Annotated in this window: 19 protein-coding genes and 1 pseudogene; 10 read left to right on the top strand and 10 right to left on the bottom strand. The window is 36.5% G+C overall.

Going from position 1 to position 21,223, the window contains the following annotated elements; translation table 11 throughout:
* Window positions 1-92: 92 nt before the first annotated feature.
* The 4 genes from MUN88_RS20820 to MUN88_RS20805 all read left to right on the top strand — a co-directional run bounded on the left by MUN88_RS20820 (window position 93) and on the right by MUN88_RS20805 (window position 4,464).
* Window positions 93-1,142 (top strand): LacI family DNA-binding transcriptional regulator, encoded by a 1,050-nt coding sequence (locus MUN88_RS20820; protein ID WP_244718960.1) that lies wholly within the window; start codon window positions 93-95, stop codon window positions 1,140-1,142.
* 154 nt (window positions 1,143-1,296) lie between these two features.
* The gene (locus MUN88_RS20815) at window positions 1,297-3,018 is read left to right on the top strand and encodes a glycoside hydrolase family 35 protein (protein WP_244718957.1); all 1,722 of its coding nucleotides are present in this window, start codon (window positions 1,297-1,299) and stop codon (window positions 3,016-3,018) included.
* A 147-nt stretch (window positions 3,019-3,165) separates the two neighbouring features.
* Window positions 3,166-3,561 (top strand): hypothetical protein, encoded by a 396-nt coding sequence (locus MUN88_RS20810; protein ID WP_244718954.1) that lies wholly within the window; start codon window positions 3,166-3,168, stop codon window positions 3,559-3,561.
* A gap of 306 nt (window positions 3,562-3,867) precedes the next feature.
* Window positions 3,868-4,464, top strand: a complete 597-nt coding sequence (locus tag MUN88_RS20805) for a DUF4030 domain-containing protein (RefSeq protein ID WP_244718952.1) — start codon at window positions 3,868-3,870, stop codon at window positions 4,462-4,464.
* Between the two features lie 39 nt (window positions 4,465-4,503).
* Here MUN88_RS20805 and MUN88_RS20800 read toward each other — a convergent pair whose 3' ends face one another.
* The 10 genes from MUN88_RS20800 to MUN88_RS20755 form a co-directional block, all read right to left on the bottom strand.
* Window positions 4,504-5,040 carry a hypothetical protein gene (locus MUN88_RS20800; RefSeq protein WP_244718949.1) on the bottom strand — a complete coding sequence of 179 codons (537 nt, stop codon included), beginning with the start codon at window positions 5,038-5,040 and terminating at the stop codon, window positions 4,504-4,506.
* Between the two features lie 97 nt (window positions 5,041-5,137).
* A complete protein-coding gene (locus tag MUN88_RS20795) occupies window positions 5,138-5,767 on the bottom strand; it encodes a hypothetical protein (RefSeq protein ID WP_244718947.1) in 630 nt (209 codons plus the stop codon).
* 21 nt (window positions 5,768-5,788) lie between these two features.
* Entirely contained in the window at window positions 5,789-6,280 is a 492-nt protein-coding gene (locus MUN88_RS20790) for a peptidoglycan-binding domain-containing protein (protein ID WP_244718944.1), read from the bottom strand.
* A gap of 377 nt (window positions 6,281-6,657) precedes the next feature.
* Window positions 6,658-6,858 (bottom strand): hypothetical protein, encoded by a 201-nt coding sequence (locus MUN88_RS20785; RefSeq protein ID WP_244718941.1) that lies wholly within the window; start codon window positions 6,856-6,858, stop codon window positions 6,658-6,660.
* A gap of 74 nt (window positions 6,859-6,932) precedes the next feature.
* On the bottom strand, window positions 6,933-7,208 hold the full coding sequence (locus MUN88_RS20780) for an AbrB/MazE/SpoVT family DNA-binding domain-containing protein (RefSeq protein WP_244718938.1): 276 nt from the start codon (window positions 7,206-7,208) through the stop codon (window positions 6,933-6,935).
* 20 nt (window positions 7,209-7,228) lie between these two features.
* Window positions 7,229-7,804 carry a YddI family membrane protein gene (locus MUN88_RS20775; RefSeq protein ID WP_244718936.1) on the bottom strand — a complete coding sequence of 192 codons (576 nt, stop codon included), beginning with the start codon at window positions 7,802-7,804 and terminating at the stop codon, window positions 7,229-7,231.
* 2 nt (window positions 7,805-7,806) lie between these two features.
* The gene (locus MUN88_RS20770; RefSeq protein ID WP_244718933.1) at window positions 7,807-8,913 is read right to left on the bottom strand and encodes a lysozyme family protein; all 1,107 of its coding nucleotides are present in this window, start codon (window positions 8,911-8,913) and stop codon (window positions 7,807-7,809) included.
* Between the two features lie 3 nt (window positions 8,914-8,916).
* The gene (locus MUN88_RS20765; protein ID WP_244718931.1) at window positions 8,917-11,061 is read right to left on the bottom strand and encodes a CD3337/EF1877 family mobilome membrane protein; all 2,145 of its coding nucleotides are present in this window, start codon (window positions 11,059-11,061) and stop codon (window positions 8,917-8,919) included.
* An 11-nt stretch (window positions 11,062-11,072) separates the two neighbouring features.
* Window positions 11,073-11,429, bottom strand: a complete 357-nt coding sequence (locus MUN88_RS20760) for a hypothetical protein (RefSeq protein ID WP_244718929.1) — start codon at window positions 11,427-11,429, stop codon at window positions 11,073-11,075.
* 31 nt (window positions 11,430-11,460) lie between these two features.
* Complete coding sequence (locus MUN88_RS20755; protein ID WP_244718927.1) at window positions 11,461-13,560, bottom strand: ATP-binding protein; 2,100 nt, start codon at window positions 13,558-13,560, stop codon at window positions 11,461-11,463.
* A gap of 200 nt (window positions 13,561-13,760) precedes the next feature.
* On the opposite strand from MUN88_RS20755, the pseudogene MUN88_RS20750 reads away from it, so the two are divergent.
* From MUN88_RS20750 to MUN88_RS20725, 6 genes and pseudogenes are all read left to right on the top strand, one after another.
* A pseudogene (locus MUN88_RS20750) lies at window positions 13,761-14,060 on the top strand (glycoside hydrolase); the annotation flags it as partial.
* A gap of 39 nt (window positions 14,061-14,099) precedes the next feature.
* Complete coding sequence (locus MUN88_RS20745) at window positions 14,100-17,075, top strand: Ig-like domain-containing protein (protein ID WP_369810012.1); 2,976 nt, start codon at window positions 14,100-14,102, stop codon at window positions 17,073-17,075.
* A gap of 164 nt (window positions 17,076-17,239) precedes the next feature.
* On the top strand, window positions 17,240-17,908 hold the full coding sequence (locus MUN88_RS20740; RefSeq protein WP_244718925.1) for a YesL family protein: 669 nt from the start codon (window positions 17,240-17,242) through the stop codon (window positions 17,906-17,908).
* Entirely contained in the window at window positions 17,898-18,848 is a 951-nt protein-coding gene (locus MUN88_RS20735) for a carbohydrate ABC transporter permease (protein ID WP_244718923.1), read from the top strand. Before MUN88_RS20740 ends, MUN88_RS20735 begins: the two co-directional genes overlap by 11 nt.
* A 54-nt stretch (window positions 18,849-18,902) precedes the next feature.
* Entirely contained in the window at window positions 18,903-19,706 is an 804-nt protein-coding gene (locus MUN88_RS20730) for a carbohydrate ABC transporter permease (protein WP_369810011.1), read from the top strand.
* 108 nt (window positions 19,707-19,814) lie between these two features.
* Entirely contained in the window at window positions 19,815-21,206 is a 1,392-nt protein-coding gene (locus MUN88_RS20725) for an ABC transporter substrate-binding protein (protein WP_244718919.1), read from the top strand.
* Window positions 21,207-21,223: the final 17 nt, after the last annotated feature.

Genomic DNA, 21,223 nt, shown 5'->3' with positions numbered 1-21,223 from the left:
TCGTAATAATAAACATTTATCATAAGTTATAAAGTATAGTATAATGGAATCGGTTTCGAATAAAAATTTGAATTTCAATTTAGGTGACAAAAATGAAAAAAAACATCACAATCTATGATATTGCAAAGGAAGCGAATGTTTCCCCATCTACCGTATCACGTGTGTTAACGGGTAACGAAAGAGTAAAACCTGTTACCAAGCAGAAGGTAGATGCGATAATCGAGAAATATAACTTCCGTCCGAACAGTCTGGCTAGAAGCTTATTATATAAACAATCGAAAATGATCGGAATTATTTTACCTGATATTAATCACCCTTTTTTTTCTACCTTAGTGCAAAAAAGTGAAGCACATGCATTGTCATTAGGCTATACTTCTTTTTTGTGCAATTCAATGAATGATACAGATGTTGAATCTACCTATTTGCAAAACCTTATCGACAAACAAGTGGATGGTATTCTATTTCTAGGTGGCCGTATAAATCAAGTAGCTACAGATCCCAAGCTTGCAGAAGAGATGAATAGAATTATGGATCGTGTACCAGTAGTATTTGTTAATGGTGAAATGGCAGGAGTAGATGCTCATGTAATCCAAACAGATGAAAAAGAAGGAATCACCAATGTCATCGATTTACTTCACAATTTGAATCATCAACGAATTGCTTTTTTAGGGGGAGAACAAGGTGTAACTTCAAGAGAAGTAAAGGTTAACGCCTTTAAAGAAGCACTTGCTCGACATCATTTACCTATCCATGAGCAATGGATTATGAATGAGGGATTCGATATTGAATCAGGAGAAGAACTCGCTAACCACTTACTTTATTTAAATGAAAAGCCAACCGCGATTGTATGTGTTAATGATTTCGTAGCTATCGGTGTCATCAAAACGCTGAATAAATTTGGCATTAGAGTTCCTGAGGATATCTCTGTAGTGGGATTTGATGATATTTATTTGGCAAAGGATTTTCCTCCAGGTATTACTTCTGTCAGCCAGAACTATGAGGAACTGGGAAAGACTGCTGTCGATGTATTAGTGAAATTAATAAATGGCGAATCCGCTAAAAAGAAGAGTACAGTACCAACGAAGCTACAGTTAAGGAATTCCTGTCAATTAGCAAAAAGAGAAGAGGTTGACAAAGAATAGCTTTAAATGTAATCTTATTGAAAAGGATTACATTATCATTTTATGAAACCCATTTCAAATAGTGATATAATAATTGTTGAATGAATGGATATACTATAATTAAATAATAATGAAATCCATTTCATATTATTGATTTATAGAGGGGGGAGACAATATGTTAACAACTAAAAATGGTCAGTTTTATTTAGATGAAAAGCCGTTTCAAATCTTATCGGGTGGTATTCATTATTTCAGGGTCGTCCCGGAACACTGGGAGGACCGCCTGCAAAAGTTAAAAGCACTGGGTCTGAATACAGTGGAAACGTATATTCCTTGGAACTTTCATGAACCGAAAAAAGGTGAGTTTCATTTTTCAGGACTTGGCGATGTAGAGAAATTTATCGAACTGGCTCATCAGCTCGGATTATACGTGATCTTGAGACCATCACCATATATTTGTGCAGAATGGGACATGGGCGGGTTACCTTCATGGCTGTTAAAAGAGAACAATCTGGTACTTAGAAGCAGTGAACCAACTTATTTGAAGCATATTACTGACTATTATAATGTGCTATTGCCAAAATTCAAAAAACATTTGTATCAAAATGGTGGACCGGTGATTGCGATGCAAATTGAAAATGAATATGGTGCATATGGAAATGACCTGGAGTATCTGTCCTATCTCAAAAAATTGTATCAAAAGCATGGCCTTGATACTTTCTATTTTACATCAGACGGTCCGGAATTTATCGAACAAGGTTCTCTGCCAGATGTTACGACAACGCTTAATTTTGGTTCCAAAGTGGAAAGTGCGTTTGCCACATTAGATAAGTTCAAGCCTGGCTCTCCGAAAATGGTAGCGGAGTTTTGGATTGGCTGGTTTGATTACTGGTCCGGTGAGCATCATACGAGAGATGCGCAGGATGCAGCGGATGTTTTTCGAGAATTAATGACACATAAAAGTTCTGTGAATTTCTATATGTTCCATGGCGGAACAAATTTCGGCTTTTTTAATGGTGCCAATCATTACGATATTTATTATCCGACCATTACAAGCTATGATTATGACAGCTTACTTACAGAAAGTGGTCAGCCAACTGAAAAATACCGTAAAGCAAAAGAAGTACTGGCAGATTATATAGAAGTACCGGAGGATTATCAGAGCAAGATTCAAACTAAATCTTTTGGAGAAGTTCAAGTAACAGAATCAGTCAGTATCTTTGATACACTACCTGAAATTAGCCGAAAAGTGCAACATATTACACCATTATCAATGGAGCAAATCGATCAATCTTACGGTTACACACTATACAAAACAACAGTAAACAGACAAGGTGATTTAAAGTTTGATATCGATGCGATTCATGACCGAGGTTTTATCTATATCAATGGTGTATATGTGGATACCGTATATAAAAACGATAAAGATACGGAAAGAACCTTGCATTTCCCACGACAAGAGAATGTGTTGGAAATTTTAGTGGAAAACATGGGCCACGCCAACTATGGAGAACATTTAAGCGATCAAAAAGGGGTAGTGAAAAACATTTGGCTGGGCGAACAATATTGGTTCAATTGGGACATGTACGCTATTGAATTAGATACACTGCCTGAAAACTATGCCGGATCGGAAAATCGCTATCCTAAATTTTTCAAAGGTCATTTTACCGTAGCTGAAACAGCGGATACCTACGTTGACCTGGAAGGATTTACGAAAGGTAATGTCTTTATCAACGGATTTAACTTGGGGAGATACTGGGTGACAGTTGGACCACAGCGCAGACTGTATGTACCAGGTCCATTAATAAATGAAGAAGAAAACGAAATCGTCATTTTAGAGTTGGAAAATGCTGCTACTGATTCTGTCCAATTAGTGGATGAGCCAAAATTGTCTTAGTAATTTATAAACTTATTTCATCGTGTAAAAGAAGTTACTTTTTACAAACTTCTTGAACATTTCTATAAAGGAGGTGTTAGCTTTCTTATTTCAACTTTTTTAACGATTGTCAAGTTGCCAGATTAATAATTAGAAAGGATGAAAAAAGTGAAAAGGTATGTTCGTAAAATCAGTATAATTACAACCATTTTTATTTTGCTAATGGGAATATTCAGTCCTGTTTCAATCCTTGCCGAAGAATCTGCACAAAATGAACAAAGCGCTATTGATACTACTATCAAGTTAGATCCTAGTTACCAGCATGATGCATTTGATGGCTGGGGCACAGCATTAGTTTGGTTCGCCAATGTAACAGGTGGATGGCCGGATCAAATTCGTAATCAGTTAGCTGACGCGCTATTTAATGAAAGCGGTTTAAATTTAAATATTGCCAGATATAATATCGGGGGAGAAGATTCACCAGAAACAGAGGAATATATGAGACCAGGTGGTGCTGTTCCTGGATATTGGAATCGTCCCGTTGAATATGATCCACTTAGGTAGCGTTCTTTGCTGCCTTACAACCTATGTGCAGACCTTCAGGCAACCCCGAATCGCGATTTGAGGTATTTTCTACGATTTAAGTGTTGCTATAAAGCTCTCATTTGCATTTTCTTTTGAAAAGATGAACAACCCTCTGTTTCAACGCAACTCACCATGTTTAAACTTATGAAAATTACTCCTATTTTTTAAACAACTTTACTTGTTCCGTTATTATAGGAAAATCGTCTTGCTAGTCTTTTAAGTATTGTGACTGATAGGAAGGGAATGCTATACTTAATACTATACTTCAAGAAAAGGGAATGTTATATGAAAAATAAAATCCTACTGGTTATTGTAACTTTGACTTTTGTTATTATTTTTATTTGGTTTCAGAATAACAGCAATGAAACAAACGAAAATGATATAACTATAAGTGAAAGCCATGCTAGTGCAGAACAAGCATTTGAAAATTTTCTCCATGAAAAAAGCAAAGACTATGAATATATGGATTATGGTATCATAGCTGACCCCAATAGTGCTTATTCAAGCGTGACTATATTAACCAGTTCCAAGGTAGATGTAATAGAACTAGAAGAAGTAATCAATAAAAAAATTCAAGATTTAAATTTAAATTATCATGTAACCATTAACCAACAGGATTTGTCGAAAGTGAAAACAGAAAAGAATTGGTCAAATATAGCTTCTGCAGCGTCAAAGTATCTAGAGGAAAAAAAGCACATAGAAAACATCCAAGTATTAAAGTCTGTAAATACGTCTAACATGAAGGTCGGATTAGTAATTAAAAATCACTCACAACTACCAAATAAGTCTATAAAAAAACATATCGAGGAATTTTTACATACACCTGAAATGAAGAAATTAATTAACAATCATCCATACACGGTTCGTGTAATAAACGAATAAAAAAGCTGTTGCCAAGATGAGGCAACAGCTTTTTGGGATTTATTCTTGGTCATACCAAACGTTTCCACTATTGATGGTAATCCCATCTCCTTCCAACTCAAAATAATAACTTTCTCCTCTGGATAAGTGAGTGAAAGGAACAGAGACGCCTGCAACTCCATAATCAATCTCTATTGTACTAACTGGCGTGGATGTATTATCTTCATCATATGCATGAACAGTTAAACTATCATCTCCACTAGTTTCACCTATATTTACTGCTCCAGGATTATAAAATGATCTTGTATCTGGATCCCAAATAGTTCCTCCTGATATAAACCAACTATAATTAATGGTGACTGATCCGAAATAATACTTTCTCCATACTGCTGCTGTTGAAATTGTTTTAGATTCTAGTAATCTATCGCTGCTATTAAAACTATTACCGCCATTTATATAATGCTCGAGTTCTTCATCAGTATATGGATGTACTTCCTCACCGCTTGCATCATAAAACTTCATTGTCGTTTGTTCTTCCGCAAACGCACTAGGACTAAGTAAGAGTCCTAAACCTAAAACAGCAATGAATGACCACATGAATTTACTTAATTTAATAGTAACCCTCCTAAAATATTTGTTAATGCAAACGATAACATATCATTACAAATATTTCAATAGATTACATTTATTTGAATTAGAAACTAATGCTTTTTGCAATATTTATAACTGTCTCTCGATCAGCACCTGCTACAGTATATAACTTTCCTTCAGTAATTATTTGAAGTTCACATACTTCAGGAACAGGTTCGTGTAAAATGGCTATTTGTCCACTAACTTTTATTTCCTCAAAACTTTTTTGTGCATACCAACTTTTAACTGTTTGTTTTAGTTCCGGAATGGAAATACCGTTTTTATAGGTTGCTTCAGCTACTAAAATACTCTTATCACCTATTCTATGCCAAGCTCGAACATCCTTAACTGTTTCATCATCTGTCACAATATAATCTACTTCCTCATTCGAAGTGGATTCAATACTTTTAGAAGTAGCTATATTACTCAGTTGTTTTGGTATGTTTAAACTTTCTATTTCTTCTGAAGAGGGAGTATATGTTCTTTCCGTTTCAGACTTTTGATTAATCTCCTTTTTTTTCAAGGTGTTACTTTCAGTATTGCTTATACTTTCAGTTTTAATTTCATTAACTTTATTGTTTGGATTGGCATTAGCATTTAGTTCATTTTCATTAGTCGAAAGGTTTAAAATAGTAAAACCTAATAGTAAACTCAAACCACAAAATGACAAAATACTTATCATTACTTTTTTCAAGAAAAACACTCCCTTTATATATTAATAATTATATACCGAACCACTTGCTTCAGTACTTTCTGTAGATGTATTATATAGATAATAATTCACTGAAAAAGATTGTCCACCCAGAGCATAAGTAGCGTACCTTACTTCATATATTGAACTACCTGTATTGCTATATACCCTTTTGTTATTAGGTCTATCATATGTGTATAGCTCAAATCTATGCCATGTGTTCGATCCAACAATTCCATCTGCAGATAATCCGTATTTATTCTGAAAATACTTAACACCTTGATTGGTCCTGGAACCATAAAGTTCATCTACAGATCCTGTTGCTGTTTGATATCCTGTTGCCCATAAATCAGCTTGAACAGCACCTACAAACCCCCCTGATGTGGTGTACCCGTAACCAACTGTTGCCCATGTTGCTTTATCACGATATTCATAGGCTGAAACACTACTCACTGCTGTAAAGGAGACACAAGTTAACAACATGAAAGCAATGAAGTATTTTTTTAGTTTCTTCATTAAAAACCCTCCTATATCCTTTTATTTCTATTTACTCTAGTACCCTAACATAAAGCAAATGGAAAATTTGTTTCTTTTTGTCGAATTAATAGTATTTTTTTAATTAATCCTATCAGCTCATTTTAAACATATTGTTTTAACGCCCTCAGTTGCTTTTCTTATAGATTTACGGAAAACCTAATTTTCTTGTTATTACTTAACGTAGGAAATATCAGCTTTCTTTGTGTTGAATTTTGCTTAACGTATGTTTTCCGCTTTTTGTTGGTATTACTCCATAATCGTATAAGAGACAGACTGTTCTTTTGCAAAGGTTCGATACCTGAAGCAAAAGAAAAAAGCTGAAGCCAGTAAAATTCTATTAGCTTCAGCTTTCTAATTTAGATGATATATTTCACAGCACCTTTAAATACAGTCACTTCTATAGGTTCTTCATTTTTTACAATTTCTATAATGATATCGTATTGAAAAACCTTTATGAGTTTCCCTTTTAACGCTTTTCCATCCGTAAAATAAATGGTTATTTCTTCTCCTACTTTCTTCGTATAACCGTATGTTTTCTTTTGATTTCCTCCTGCCATCAATATAACCCCCATTTACTATGTATTTATTTATGCTAAAGCAGTAGATCGCCCATCAAGGGCGAACACTGCTATTAACTAGATTTGTTTTTTATTTCTTGCAATAACTGATCCATGCCTTCCTGACTTAATGTTATCTTACCATCAGCCAACGTCATATTACTTTCTTTGATTTTACCCGTTACCATACACTCTTTCATAGCCTTATATTTTTGCAAAACAACCTTTTCATTGTCTACAAAGATTTCTAAAGGGTCTTTTTCTTTAATCTCCAACGATCGACGAAGCTCCTTTGGAATCACAACGCGACCTAACTCATCTGTATTTCTTACAACACCTGTACTCTTCACTTGTTCTCTCTCCTTTGTACTTATGATAATGATTCTGCATTGAGTTGCTGAAAATCGTTAATCAACCAGTTTTCTCCTTCTTTCTGCAAGAAAACTTCCATGGTTATATATTGATCATTCTCTTCATTATTGTTCACATTGGTTGTACGTTGTTCAAATGTCACATACGCACCAGCTTCACTTTCACTCTCATTAACATAACTTTTAATATTACTGACCTCATATTCATACATCACTTCATATGCTTCTTCTTCTGGAAAGACTTGACGCATCATTCTTTGCGTTAAGACTTGATCAGCTACTTCCTTTCGATCTTCATAGTTCCCTTCCTGGACTGCAAATGTTGATTCGACAAAAGCTTGAATGTTCTCTTGTATGACACTGCTTGCAGTCTTTTCAATTACTTCCGTTTGGGATTCGTTATCTTCTTCTAAATAAGCAATCGTATTATCTTTCTTATTTATTTCTTCCTGCAGTTGTTCTATTTCCTGTGCCTGGTTATCAATCGTCTGAAGACCGAACCAAACGAAGAGCACGATACCAATACCAATGATGAAAATAATGGTTTTCAATAACATATCTTTTTTATTCGCCATATCTATAAATCTCCTATCCCTAATACCTCAGCAGGATTCTGATGCCCATCCCATAAACCAGTCTTTGTTTCAAAGTGTAAATGGGGTCCTGTGCTCGAACCTGTAGAGCCACACACACCGACTTTTTGACCTTGATCGACGGTTTCTCCAACATCTACATTCAAACTGGACATATGAGCATAAGCCGTAATGAATTGTTCGCCATGCTGTACCATGACAAGATTTCCGTAACCAGGCGTCCCATTATTATTCACATGAAATTGAGAATAGACGATTTTCCCCGGATGCGTAGCATAAATAGGCGTAACATGGTTAATACAACCAAAATCTATCCCTGTATGCATATCTTGTTCTCCGGTATGGGGGTCACTTCGCATTCCGTAATCACTTGTCATAGTCCCCTGTACTGGCATCGCGAATTCACCTTCGATCACCAATGTGTAATCATAGTACCTTAAAACAGCATCTACATAATAAATATCACCATAGCAAGCGTTATATTGAACAGCTTCTGGTCGAACACAAGAATAATTTCCTGTGTGCTTCAATTCCTCGTATTTCATGGAAGAAAAGTCAATAGCTAATTCTTGCGTATAACTACCACCATTATCCATGACATAGTCGATAAAACCACCGCCAAAATTATAAGATTGAAGCGTAAGCTTCACGTCGCCTTCCGCACGTTCTAACACTTGCGAAAAATATTTAACACCATGTTCTATGGATTGTTCTGGGTCTGTGATACATCCTACACTACCGCATAGGCTTTCTGACGCTTGCATAGGGTCATCCCCTCGCCCTCCCGATTCTTGCATCATGAGAGCAAGGATAATCCCTACATATTCTTCCACACCATATTCTGTGGCATATTCCTCCACAATTGGTCTATACGCTAACACTTCTTCACTCAAATTAACTGCTTCGCCACCTTCTAACCCTCCATCTTGTTGAACAAAACTACCGGCTATTGCTAATATCATAAATAACACCCCAAAAATTAGCGCACACACTAAAAGAATCGGTAAAATGTATTTCAAAAACACCAGAAAAGCCACTTTTTGAGCTTTTCTTTTTGCCACTTCTTTTACGATTTCTTTAGCTGTTTCCATACCTTAAATCCTTTCATTGTTGTTATCATCACCATGTAATAAAGAACGTTGATGTAACATACCGCCTTGATTGGATTGAATACTCTTGTTTTCTCTGTTTGCTCTTTCTGTTCTTTGCACGTTTTCTCTTGTAGCATAAGGATTCCTTCCTGTACTACTGTTCACATTAGAGCTAACGGATTGATTATTTGTTTTAGTTCCTGAATCGTGTGACTGTCTCTTTGTTGAGCGCCCTTGATCTCTTTTTGGTGAAGTCTGTTGTTGATTTTTCTTAGATTTATATTTTGCTTGATTACTATTAACGCCTGCATCTTTAACCGTTTTATTCGACTTGTCTTTACGATTTTTAGAGGAATCTTTTAGATTCTGTTGAGCTACACGTGGATCACGATATGAGTTTCCTTTTGATCTAGCATTATTAGGTTTAGCACCATTATCCTGTCTTCCTTTTTGACCAATAGATTGCTGTTTAGTATGACTTTGTTGTTTATCTCGAGTACGCTCCTCATTGATATTAGATACGTTAGTTGTTGATTGCGTCCGATCTTGTTCTTGTGTGTGATACGGACTTTCTTTTGGTCCAACTTCGCCAAGTTGCGATTTCTTTACATAGTCTTTTGCTTGGTTCATCTTCTCGCCAACTCTATCTTTCATAGACATGCCTTTGGCGGATACACTTCTACCTGCTTGGTCATACATATTGGATGTTTTTTTGTTTACACCGGAAGCGATAGCTCCTGCTTTTCCAATAGTTCTAGATGCCACTTTTCCAGTTTTCTTCGTTCCTGCAGCAGTTCTCTTTCCAATATTTTTTGTCGTATTCGCTCCCTTTCTAAAACGATTCATAGACTGTCTTCCCATGCCTTCTCCTGCTCCCATTCCTGTTAAGGATAAATTAGAACCGTTTAGCATATCGAAAACAAATTGACGTTTCATATACATGAAGATAATCGAAATACTAAAAATAGACTGGATAAAAATACGATAGTAAATATCGTTTGACATATCAGCCATATCATAACTTAGAGCTATAAAACTAGTGGCTATCAATACAAGAAACATAGTGCCACCTTTAAATAGAATGAGCATAAATGTACCTTTTAAATATTGTCCAACTAACCCTTCAAAAGTCGGAAAAATCGATATAAATAGCATAAAAGGTGCTAAAATCAACAAGAAAATAAACGCAAATTGCAACATGATTCGCATTAATGCCAAGAAGAAAAAGACAACAGCTTGAATAATGGTTGATAGGGTTGCTCCCATGATGTAAGCTGATATTTTAAATGCATTACCCGCAAATATATTTTGGTTTTCTAATATGTCATATTCACGTTCAGCAATTTCTTCTCTTAATTCCATCCCATCTTCTGTCGTTGGGTTTGCATTTAAATACTCGGAAATCCTCGTTTCATCTCCATTTAGGCTACCTTCTGCATTAATATCATCTTCATTCGTTGTTCCATATTGAAGTAATAAATAAGGTTTATATAGTAGTGATTGATATGCTTTATTTTCTACTTGAACCGATACATCTTCACCGACACTACCACTGGATACATCAAAATCAGTCGCATCAGTTAAAGAAGGATTAACTTGCATTACCGCATTCTCAACCGCAACAGATATACCATGCGCTATATCTACATAATTAAATTTTTCACTAGATATAGAGAACAACATTGCCATACTTAATATAATGATTGTCACGATCTTAAAGAACGCTTGCCAGTTCTGTTGAACGTAAGCTCGAATAACAATCCCTATACAAGCAATTGCAAAAGCGAACATACCTAAATTGGTAATTAATGAACCTGCTGTACCTGACGCTATCGCCATGACAGAATCTCTGGTTAACTCGACAATATCTAATGAAAATAATTGATAGACAATCATTAGCGTAATATTGGCAATTACTACATTGATTTGCCACAAAAAGTTCTTTATGGCAGATACAGCAGATGTACCAGTTTTATCCGCCCACTCATACCAACTATTGTCGGCATAGGTCATAAGGTCATAACGTGATTCATCATATTCTTGAGATTCTCTTTCTTGACCATCTTCGGCATAAACCATATTTGTGGTAGAAGGAATAAAGAAGCAAACGAATGTAAGCACTAGTATTAAAAATATGCGTTTCTTCAAAAACAACCCTCCTAATTAACATCAAGACAGCGATCTTCAATTTCTACTAACCGTTGTGTTCCATATCCAATATCGTAATCATCTTGCATCACAAAATCATTTTTAAATTCTCCATCATCTGTTTGCCAATAAACTAAGTATTGACCGTCAAATCCATAATTTTCTTCTCCTACCTTAACCGCTTCGCAAACTTTAACAATCTCTATGTTTTCTTCTTCGTAATCATCTTTTTCAATTGATTTCTTATTCAACGCTTCTTTTGCTGTCATTTCTTGGACTTTTTCTAAATCAAGGTCTAATTTATTCCCTCCACAAGCAGTTAACAAAACAACTAAGATACCACCCATCACCATAGCACGTTTTTTCATTGCTTTTTCCTCCTTAACCATCTTTTATGAACTAACTGTAAACTTCTTCATACTGAATAGCTGTACTTTCGCGATCTGTTGTTTTAAACGCTTCGAACCATTCATCAAAAAGAATATCTATAGCAATCGCTTGATTTCTACCTATATGATCTTGGAAAAGACACATACCAGATTTCAAGCTGTTAACAACTTCGATATTTTCAGGATTCTCTTCCATATCAAAGAATCGTAGTATTGGTTTAATTGCTTCATCTGATTTAGGACGAAAAGCAAATTTAACACCTATTTGCTCTTTTGTGGTGTCCACGTTGTAATCGTCGTATGCTTGTGTAACGAGGATAATATCAGTCTTTAAAGATCGCCCTGTACGTAACATTTCGTCAATTAAATCTTGACCATGAGTAGAACGTTTCAAAATCCAAGCTTCATCAAATATAATTTGCGCATCTTCACCTTTATTAGTAGAAAAGGTATGAACATACTTTGATATACTCATCATTAAACAAAGCCCTATACGTTCCTCATCATTCATATTGTCGGAGGTCGGAAGTTTTAATCCCTGCAACCCAAGAACATTAATTTGTCTTTTGAAATCTAAACCTTGCGAATCCTCTTGACCAAACAACATGCGCCCTATACCATATTTGTATTTTTCAATATATTTACCTAACGTATCATCTTTTTCAATAATACGATCAACCACCCCTGTCAAAGTAGGGCTTTCAGCATTGTTCACTTCCTCCAAAATCGATTCATAAATCGTGACGGATTCATTCCTATTACCTTGGTTAACAGAAACCTCCGCAAGCGTATTTAAAATCATCATAGCTGTTTGAATAGCTTTATCTCCTTCTAAAAACACAAGAGGGTCAAGAGCTCCTGCAAATTCGCTTTCTTCCGATAGATGAACAAAATTGATACGTTCATACATTTCTCGAAATTCTGGTATATCTCCATACTTTTCCAAAGCTTCTTGATAATACCGTTGCAACTCATTTTTCGGGTCTATATATAACACTTTGGATCCAAAAAAGGTTGACCATGTAAAGAAATATTTAACCAACATGGATTTACCACTTCCCGGAGGTCCTGTGATTAAAATATTACCATTGGTGTGTACAGCTCCTTTAATCGCTCTTTTAGTTAGAGTTGGATTAAATACCACGATATTATTATTAATCTCCCTCGCCTGTTCAACGCTACTTAACTTTTTACCAGTCACCACTTTACCTAAAACCATACCGAAACGATTCCCAATTTTGTTATTAATATCCATTGAAGATTGTGCTAAATAGGTTTCATCTACCACTTGCTCAAAGTAATCATAAGCAGTAAATGAACCTGGTAACGATTGTGAAAATAATGTTAGTTGATCTACCAATGGTCTGGAGAGTTTAAAACCAGTATTTTTGAATATCGTTTGCAACATTTGATACTTTTCTTCTAACAATTGTTTATCTCTATCCGATATTACTAATGTGAACGTCATATATAATAATTGACGTGAATTCTTTTTTACATCATCCAACAAATCACCCATGCGTTCACTGGCTGTCTCTACAATAGTATCTTCATCAGCTGTATTCGTTGAATGGATTTCTTGATCAAAATTACGGAAACGTCGCTTTAATTTTCGTACTTGTCGTATATTCTTTTCATTTTCTTTGAAATGATATCTAATTTGAAACTCAACTGGGAAGTCGGTACTTTCAATAATATCTAATATATATTGATTATTTTCAGCTGTAACAGGCATTTCAGCCATAGGAAGAAAGCTGATATACTCTGTATAATCTTGATGTGCTATAGTGAGATAGCCATAATGATTTTTAATAACTCCTTCGGTTAAATTATATTGACTGTTTGGAACATCAAACATATCGCTAGTACGGTGGAAATGATAATAAAGTAAGTGGTAAACTTCTTTTTTGGTTAACTTATTATAATTTTTGTGATAACTTGTTTTCTGCCAGAAAGCTTTTTCTAATTCCTCATAGTATTTGAAATCGTCTTCTGCTTCTGTTTGCAAAGTCATCACTTTAGAAATGTCTTCACGAACTCGTTTAACAAATTTCTTCAAAAAATCTGATACATCAGTAGTAACTATAGCATCCATTTTATTCAATTTCACAGCTACATACACCTTATAATCGTGAAGGAATACCTCATTTTCCAACGTTACTTTCGCTCGATCAAAATAACGTTTACCTATAAGAAAATGCTGGAGAGGACTGGCAGGAACAAGAAGATTGGTGGGATCCAGAAAACCCTAATCATTGGGATTGGAACAAAGATAGTAATCAACAATGGTGGCTTGAAGCAGCGCAACAGCGCGGAGCTGATACATTTGAAGCCTTCTCCAACTCAGCCCCATATTTTATGACAAAAAGTGGTTATACCTCAGGAAATGAAAATTCATCAAAAGACAACCTCCAAGAAGACCAATATCAAAATTTTGCAACGTATTTAACTAGAGTGGTGAAATACTTTGCAGAAGAAAAAAATATTCAGTTTCAGACATTGTCACCAGTCAATGAGCCTAATACGGACTATTGGGGTGCTGGAAACAGACAGGAAGGCTCACATTGGGACCCGGCATCACAGGCCAAGATCATCAATGAAGTGAGTAAGCAGCTGGAGCCTTTAAATCTTGATACACAGGTAGCTGCCATGGATGAAACAAACCCTCAGAAATTTCGTCAAAACTGGGATCAATACGATCAGACAACCAGAAATAATATTGATCAACTCAATGTACATACGTATTGGCCCGCTGAAAGAAATGCAGCGAGGGATGTTGCTAAGGGTGCGGACAAACGCTTGTGGATGTCAGAGGTGGATCTGGGACCAAGTGGAATTCCTCAGGATTTTGACAACATAGAACCAGGCTTAGCATTGTCGGAAAGGATTACTTCTGATATTACCAACTTGGAGTCAAAAGCTTGGGTACTTTGGCAAGCCATTGAAGACCAAGAAAATATGAACGCCGAAAACGAAAATATGAACTGGGGACTCATCCACGTAGATTTCACTCCGGATAATTTTGAAACACTGGAATGGCATAAAAATAAAAAATATTACACAATGGCAAACTATACAAAATTCATTCGTCCTGGTGATCATGTGATTAATAATGATAATGAAAATACCCTTGCTTCCATTAATACTTCTAGAAATCAAGCCGTGGTGGTTTATACAAATACATCTGATACGGAAAAGAACATTGATATTGATTCCTCAGGATTTAAACAAGTGGATTCATCAGCGACTGCCACGCCCCATATTACTTCAGCTTCAGCAAATCTGCAGCAAGGGGAAGCGATTGAGATAGAAAAAGAGAAATTAATGACAACAGTTGAACCAAAATCTGTTACCACTTTTGTGATTGATGGTGTAACAGGTGTGGATCAAACTGAAAGCCATATTAAAGCTGATAAATCATACCATATAGAAAATGTGAACAGTGAAAAAGTTTTAGATCTGAATGATAATTCAGTAGTTCAATTTTCAAAAGACCGTGACAGGACAACCCAACAATGGCAATTACTAAAAGTTACAGATGGATATACCTCTAAGGAACTATATCGAATAAAGAATCTTGCCGGCGGCCAGGTCTTAACCCATAAGGATGGAACTGTGACATTGGCTCCTTTTCAGAACTTAGACGCACAGAAATGGATGCTTTCGACTTCAGGAAACGGTATATATACCCTTATTAACAAAGAGAGTGGCACCCTTTTAGATGTAGGTGATCAATCGACGAATGAAGGTGCTTCCGTCGGGGTGTGGAAAGCAACTTCTGGTGCTAATCAACAGTGGACAATCACAGAAACAGGTATTGCAAAAGTAGAGGATGTTAAAGTGTGGACGTCAGTTGGAACAGAACCTACACTTCCAGAAACCGTTCATGTGTATTACAGTGATGGTACAGAAGATGATGTCTCTGTCAATTGGGAGTCAATCGAAGGTGACCAATATCAATCAGAAGGTATGATTAAAGTAGAGGGAGAAATTCCAAACTCTGCAAAAAAAGCTACTGCAACGGTTTATGTTAGTGATATAAAGGAATTGGAAGTGTTAAAACAAAAAACAGTGAAAGGGAATGCGCCGAATTTACCAGATACAGTAACGGCAACCCTAACAAATGGCGAGAAAGTGGATATAGCGGTGAATTGGAATGAAGTCGATTCTAATGCTTATGCTGAATTCGGACAATTCACTGTAAAAGGTGTTATTGAAGGAACAAACATGCAAGCAATTGCCTATATACAAGTGGTAAAAGGTGGTCTCGAAAATGTGGCATTAAATGAAAGTGACCAGCCTTTTCCAAAAGCTTCAGCCTCGTTTACTGGACAATGGGATGATGTTAATCAGTTAAACGATGGTGATTACTCTGATGCACGATGGACAAATTGGGATCCAAACGAATGGAGAGAAAAGGATTGGGTTGAAATTGATTTTAGAGAAGAGCAATTACTATCCCACGTTACCTTCTCTTTCTATGATGATGAAGGCGGTACAAGACCTCCAGAATCGTTATACTTGGAATATTGGAATGGCGATGAATGGATAAAAATAGCTGGATCAGATGTCAACGTGGAAGCAGAAGATGACATAACTATTGACTTTGAAGAGATCACCACTTCTAAGGTAAGAGCAAAGTTAACGGCCATGGCGGATACATGTATTGCGATTAGGGAAATGGAGGTTTACGGAATAGGGGATGTACCAGTTGTTGGTGATCAGACCACATTGGACAATATATGGGTAAATGAGCAACCGTTAAAAAACTTTGAATCTACTAATTACAACTATGAAATGGAATTAGAACAAGGTGAAGAAATACCTGTTATTCAGGTAGAAACGAGTGATCTGTTAGCAACTTATGAAACGGTATTGCCAGAGTCAGTGCCCGGAGAAGCAAAAATAATAGTAACAGCAGAGAATGGAGAAGACACCGCAACATATACAATCCATATAACTGCAAAGGAACCTGAACCAACGAATCCAGAGGATGATTCAGAAGAGGGAGATAGTGATGACTCTACTGACGATTCTGATCAGGAAAAGCCTGTATATTCCGAGATAAATCTAAGTGAAAAAGATAACTTGATTTATAAAGAAGTTGAAGCAGGTCAAACATATAAAATTCAAGGTTCAAAGTCGAAAATAAAAATGCCATTCGATCTACCAACAGGAACGAAACTAGCGATTTATGAAAAAGATATCATGGAAGCCAATCACACTGGGTTGCAAAAAGCTGGGGATGGTTACACGTTTGTTTTTAAATATCCTGAAGGTGCCGAATCACCAAACAAAAATTTTCAGTTAACCCTTGAATATGATGAAAAAGTTGACGGCGATAAAGACATTTATTATTACAATAAAGAGAGCGATCAATGGAAAGCACAAGCTGCAACGGATGATAAACCAGAACAAACATTGACCGTTATGGTTTCTCAATTTTCAAGTTATGCGGTATTGACAAAGACATCAGCGGAAGAAAACACGGAGAATGAAGAAAATGCGAGTAACAATAACTTACCAAATACGGCGACTAACCAATTTAATTTATTATTTGCTGGTTTATGTTTGCTCATTATAGGGAGTTTTGCATGGAGAGACAGACGAAGTCGAATCAAATAAAGGCTATTTCGCAGTGAAGGGAGATGAAGCTAGCTGAGTCATTATTCAGCTAGCTTCATTTACATATACAATGATGTCAAATATCTATCGATAAAAGTAAAAATAGTGCTATTTTTCATTAAATGAAAGCGTTTATAATTTTGGGTAAGGAAGGGGGAAGCCATATGCAGTTTGACACATCTGGTGGAATATTCAAGATTTGTGAGTGGCTCTATCGCCTGGCGTTACTTCAAATTATCGCCATCATCTTTACATTGGCTGGAGGGATTATTTTTGGGATTTTCCCAGCGATTACAGCAATGTTCGCTTTAAATAGTAAATGGCTTGCGCAAGAGGATTTTTCAATCACGAAAACCTTCTGGGAAGCGTTTAAGCAGCATTTTGTAAAAAGTAATGTAGTGGGGTTGGCTGTTTTGCTCACTGGCACTGCTTTGTATATCGATTTTGCATTGTTACAAAATTTTTCAGGTATTTTCTATTACCTTATTCTTAGCAGTAGTGCAACTGTATTCGTATTGTCGATCATTGTCTTGCTCTATGTGTTTGGTCTAATGATTACCTTTCCAGATAGCAGGCTCATTGACCTGATCAAAAGAGCGATACAAATCAGTACATTGTTTCCGTTACAAACGGTCTGGATGGGCTTATCTTTAATCAGTTTTCTTTTCATTTGCTGGGTAATCCCAGGGATTGGCTTTTTATTTATGGGCAGTGGCTTATCATGTATTGCCATGTACTTTAGTCGATTTGCTTTAACGAGAATTGAATCAATCATGATTCCAACAGCACATACTTCCATTTTGAAAGAGAGAGGTGTTATCCATGGCAAGTAAACAAGTAGCATCCGTTGAGGAATGGCAACAACAAGATTCCTCCAAAAAAGCGAAAAAATCAAGAATAGAAAAAAATGAAAGCCTGGCAGGGCTGTTATTTATTTCACCGATGTTTATCGGAATATCTGTCATTGTGTTGTTCCCGATTGTTGCAACCTTTATCTTAGCTTTTGCCGACTGGAAATTTGTCACTGGTATTGATCAGTTGCAATGGGTAGGCTTTGATAATTTCCGTGCACTTTTAAACGATGAGAAATTTATTAAATCTATTATCAACAATGCCGTTTTTATTCTTACTGTCCCGATCACGATGATCATTGCCTTGTTTTTAGCTGTAATCATTGATAAAAATGTCTACTTGAAGGGCTATTTTAAAGTTGCCTTTTTTATGCCGTATATATCTAGTGTTGTTGCGATCGCAGTGGTATGGCAAGTGCTTTTTCATCCTTCACAGGGGCCGATTAATCAGGTGTTAATGTCATTGGGAATTGATAATCCGCCTACCTGGATTTCTGATCCCAATTTTGCATTAATTTCGTTAATGACAATTCATATTTGGATTTCCATCGGTTTTAGTCTGATCGTGTATATTGCCGGTCTGCAGTCAATACCGAAAGAGCTCTATGAAGCGGCTGACATCGATGGTGCTAACAGCTGGTATAAGTTTAAAAGTATCACGTTTCCGATGATTTCACCAACATCTTTTTTTCTATTAATTACAGGTATTATTGCATCCTTTAAAGTATTTGATTTAATTGCCGTACTGACCCAGGGTGGACCGTTAAATTCAACGACTATGCTTGTTTGGCATTTATATGAACGAGCATTTTTGGAGTTAGATGTCGGTTATGCGTCAGCTATCGCTGTAGTTTTATTCCTGTTTGTCTTCCTGATTACGATCATTCAATGGATTGGACAGAAAAAATGGGTGAATTATTAATCGAAAGGTGTGATTGTTTTGAAGAAAGAACGACGCTTTGACGTCAAGAAATTAGTGAGTACTATTATATTATTCTTTTGCAGTATTGCGTTTTTGCTTCCATTCATTTGGATGTTATCGACGTCCTTAAAAATCGAGGCAGATGTGTTTAAGTATCCGATTGAATGGATTCCTTCGAGATGGAATGGCATTGCGAACTATCAGGAAGTCTGGTTTGGTGAACAGCCATTTTATTTATACTATTGGAACTCGATAAAGGTAGCTGTGTTAACAACGGTTATTTCAGCAACGGTTTCTGCTTTGGCTGCTTATGGTTTCTCTAAAGTCCGATTTCCAGCAGGCGGGTGGCTGTTTCTGGTTGTGTTAGCGACCTACATGGTTCCTCCACAAGCAAGTCTAGTGCCACAATTTATTTTATACCGTTATTTAGGATTATTTGATACCCACATTGGTTTGATATTATTAGGTAGTTTTAGTGTGTTAGGTACGTTTATGCTCCGGCAATTCTTTATAGGCATTCACAACGATTTTATTGATGCAGCCAAGATTGATGGCGCCGGCCATTGGCGGATTTTCTGGCGCATTGCCTTACCAATTGTTAGGCCAGCAGTTGCAACGTATGCGATTTTGCGATTTATCTGGACATGGAATGACTATCAGAATCCGTTAATTTTCTTGCGCACGGATGCACTATATACGATTCAGCTTGCGATGCAGAAGTTTACGACATTGAACGGAAGCTTCTATACCTTGATTATGGCGGCTGCTGTATCTGCGATTCTGCCATTATTAATTGTCTTTATACTTGGACAAAAACATGTTATTGATGGTATTGCACTAGGTGGTGTGAAAGGGTAAGTAAAAAAAGTGCTGTCAAAGGTAAAAATAGTGATATGTGATCATTTTCCTATATGATAGCATTTAATTTGTAAGGGTTTACAAAAAACGAAACAGGGGGTTTGTTGAATGAATTTAAAAAGTAAAGCATGGATGTTGTTGCTAGGTTTGGCATGTATCGCGATCTTGATGACTGCGTGTAATGCTGGGGAGGATGAGCCAGCTTCAAGCTCTGATGATGCGAGTGGGGAAGATACAAGTTCTGAAACAAATGATTCAGATGAACCGGTTAAAATTATGTTCCACACGCATGGTAATGAAGCTTCCTATAATTGGTCAGAAACAATTCCGGCATTTGAAGAAGCCCATCCTAATATTGATGTTGAACTAGTCATTCTTAGTGAGAAAGGGGACACGAATGAAGCACTGCAGAAACTGGATCTTGCAGCGTCCTCTGGCGAACAGTTGGATGTATTAATGTTTAGTGATCCTGCTTCTTATGCACAACGAGTGGATTTAGGTATGGTAGCACCGATTGATGAATTTATTGAAGAAGAAGGTTTTGAAGTGAATGAAGAGTATAAAGTAAACACCAAGCTAGGTGACAGCTATTATGCTTTACCAGGTAAATTCAACCCATGGTACGTACTGGTGAACAAAGACCATTTAGAAGAGGCGGGTCTTGAAATGCCGACTGATTGGACTTGGGATGAATTTGCTGAATATGCCAAACAATTAACGACTGATGACCATTATGGTACGTACTTCCATGGCCCGCAAAATGGTGGCTGGATGGAATATATGAAACTAGCATTAGCAAGTAAAGCCGAAAATACAGAATTTTTACAAGCGGATGGCAGCTCGAACTTTACCGATCCAATGTTTAAGAAATCATTAGAGCTTCGTTGGCAAATGGAGAAAGAAGATAAGTCCGCAACACCTTATACCGATATTATGTCACAGCAACTTCATTATCGTGATCAGTTCTTTAATCAAGATGCCAGCCTCGTCACAATTGGAAGCTGGATGAATACCGAGCTTGGTGGTACGGATCAATTCCCGTTAAACTTTAATGTGGGCATTGCACCATATCCTAAAAATGATGAAGGAGATGAAGGCGGTTATACACCTGTAACAACGGATTACATGGCGGTTGCATCCAGCTCTGAACACAAACAGGCAGCGTATGAATTCATCCGTTGGTACACAACAGAAGGCCAAATCGTCCAAGGTAAGAATATTCCTTCATGGAATGGTGTAGGTGATGATGAATTAGAAAGCATCGTTACGACTATTTTAGAGGATACAAATAATCCAGAAAAAGTAGATAAAGAAGCGCTTATCTCTGTATTGAAAAATTCAAAAGCATCTGAAATTATTCCTCCTGCGCCATATCAGGCAGAGATTTATGAAATGGTGAATGAAGAATACGAAAAATTGATCTACGAAGAGCAGGATATTGATGCCACGATTGAAGCAATGGATCAACGGGCTAACGAGATTATCGAAAATAATCAATAATACTTGAAGCACTATTA

Origin of the sequence: Gracilibacillus caseinilyticus (genome assembly GCF_022919115.1) — a bacterium.
Classification (GTDB): Bacteria; Bacillota; Bacilli; order Bacillales; family Amphibacillaceae; genus Gracilibacillus; species Gracilibacillus caseinilyticus.
This window is presented reverse-complemented; position numbering and strand designations above follow the sequence as displayed.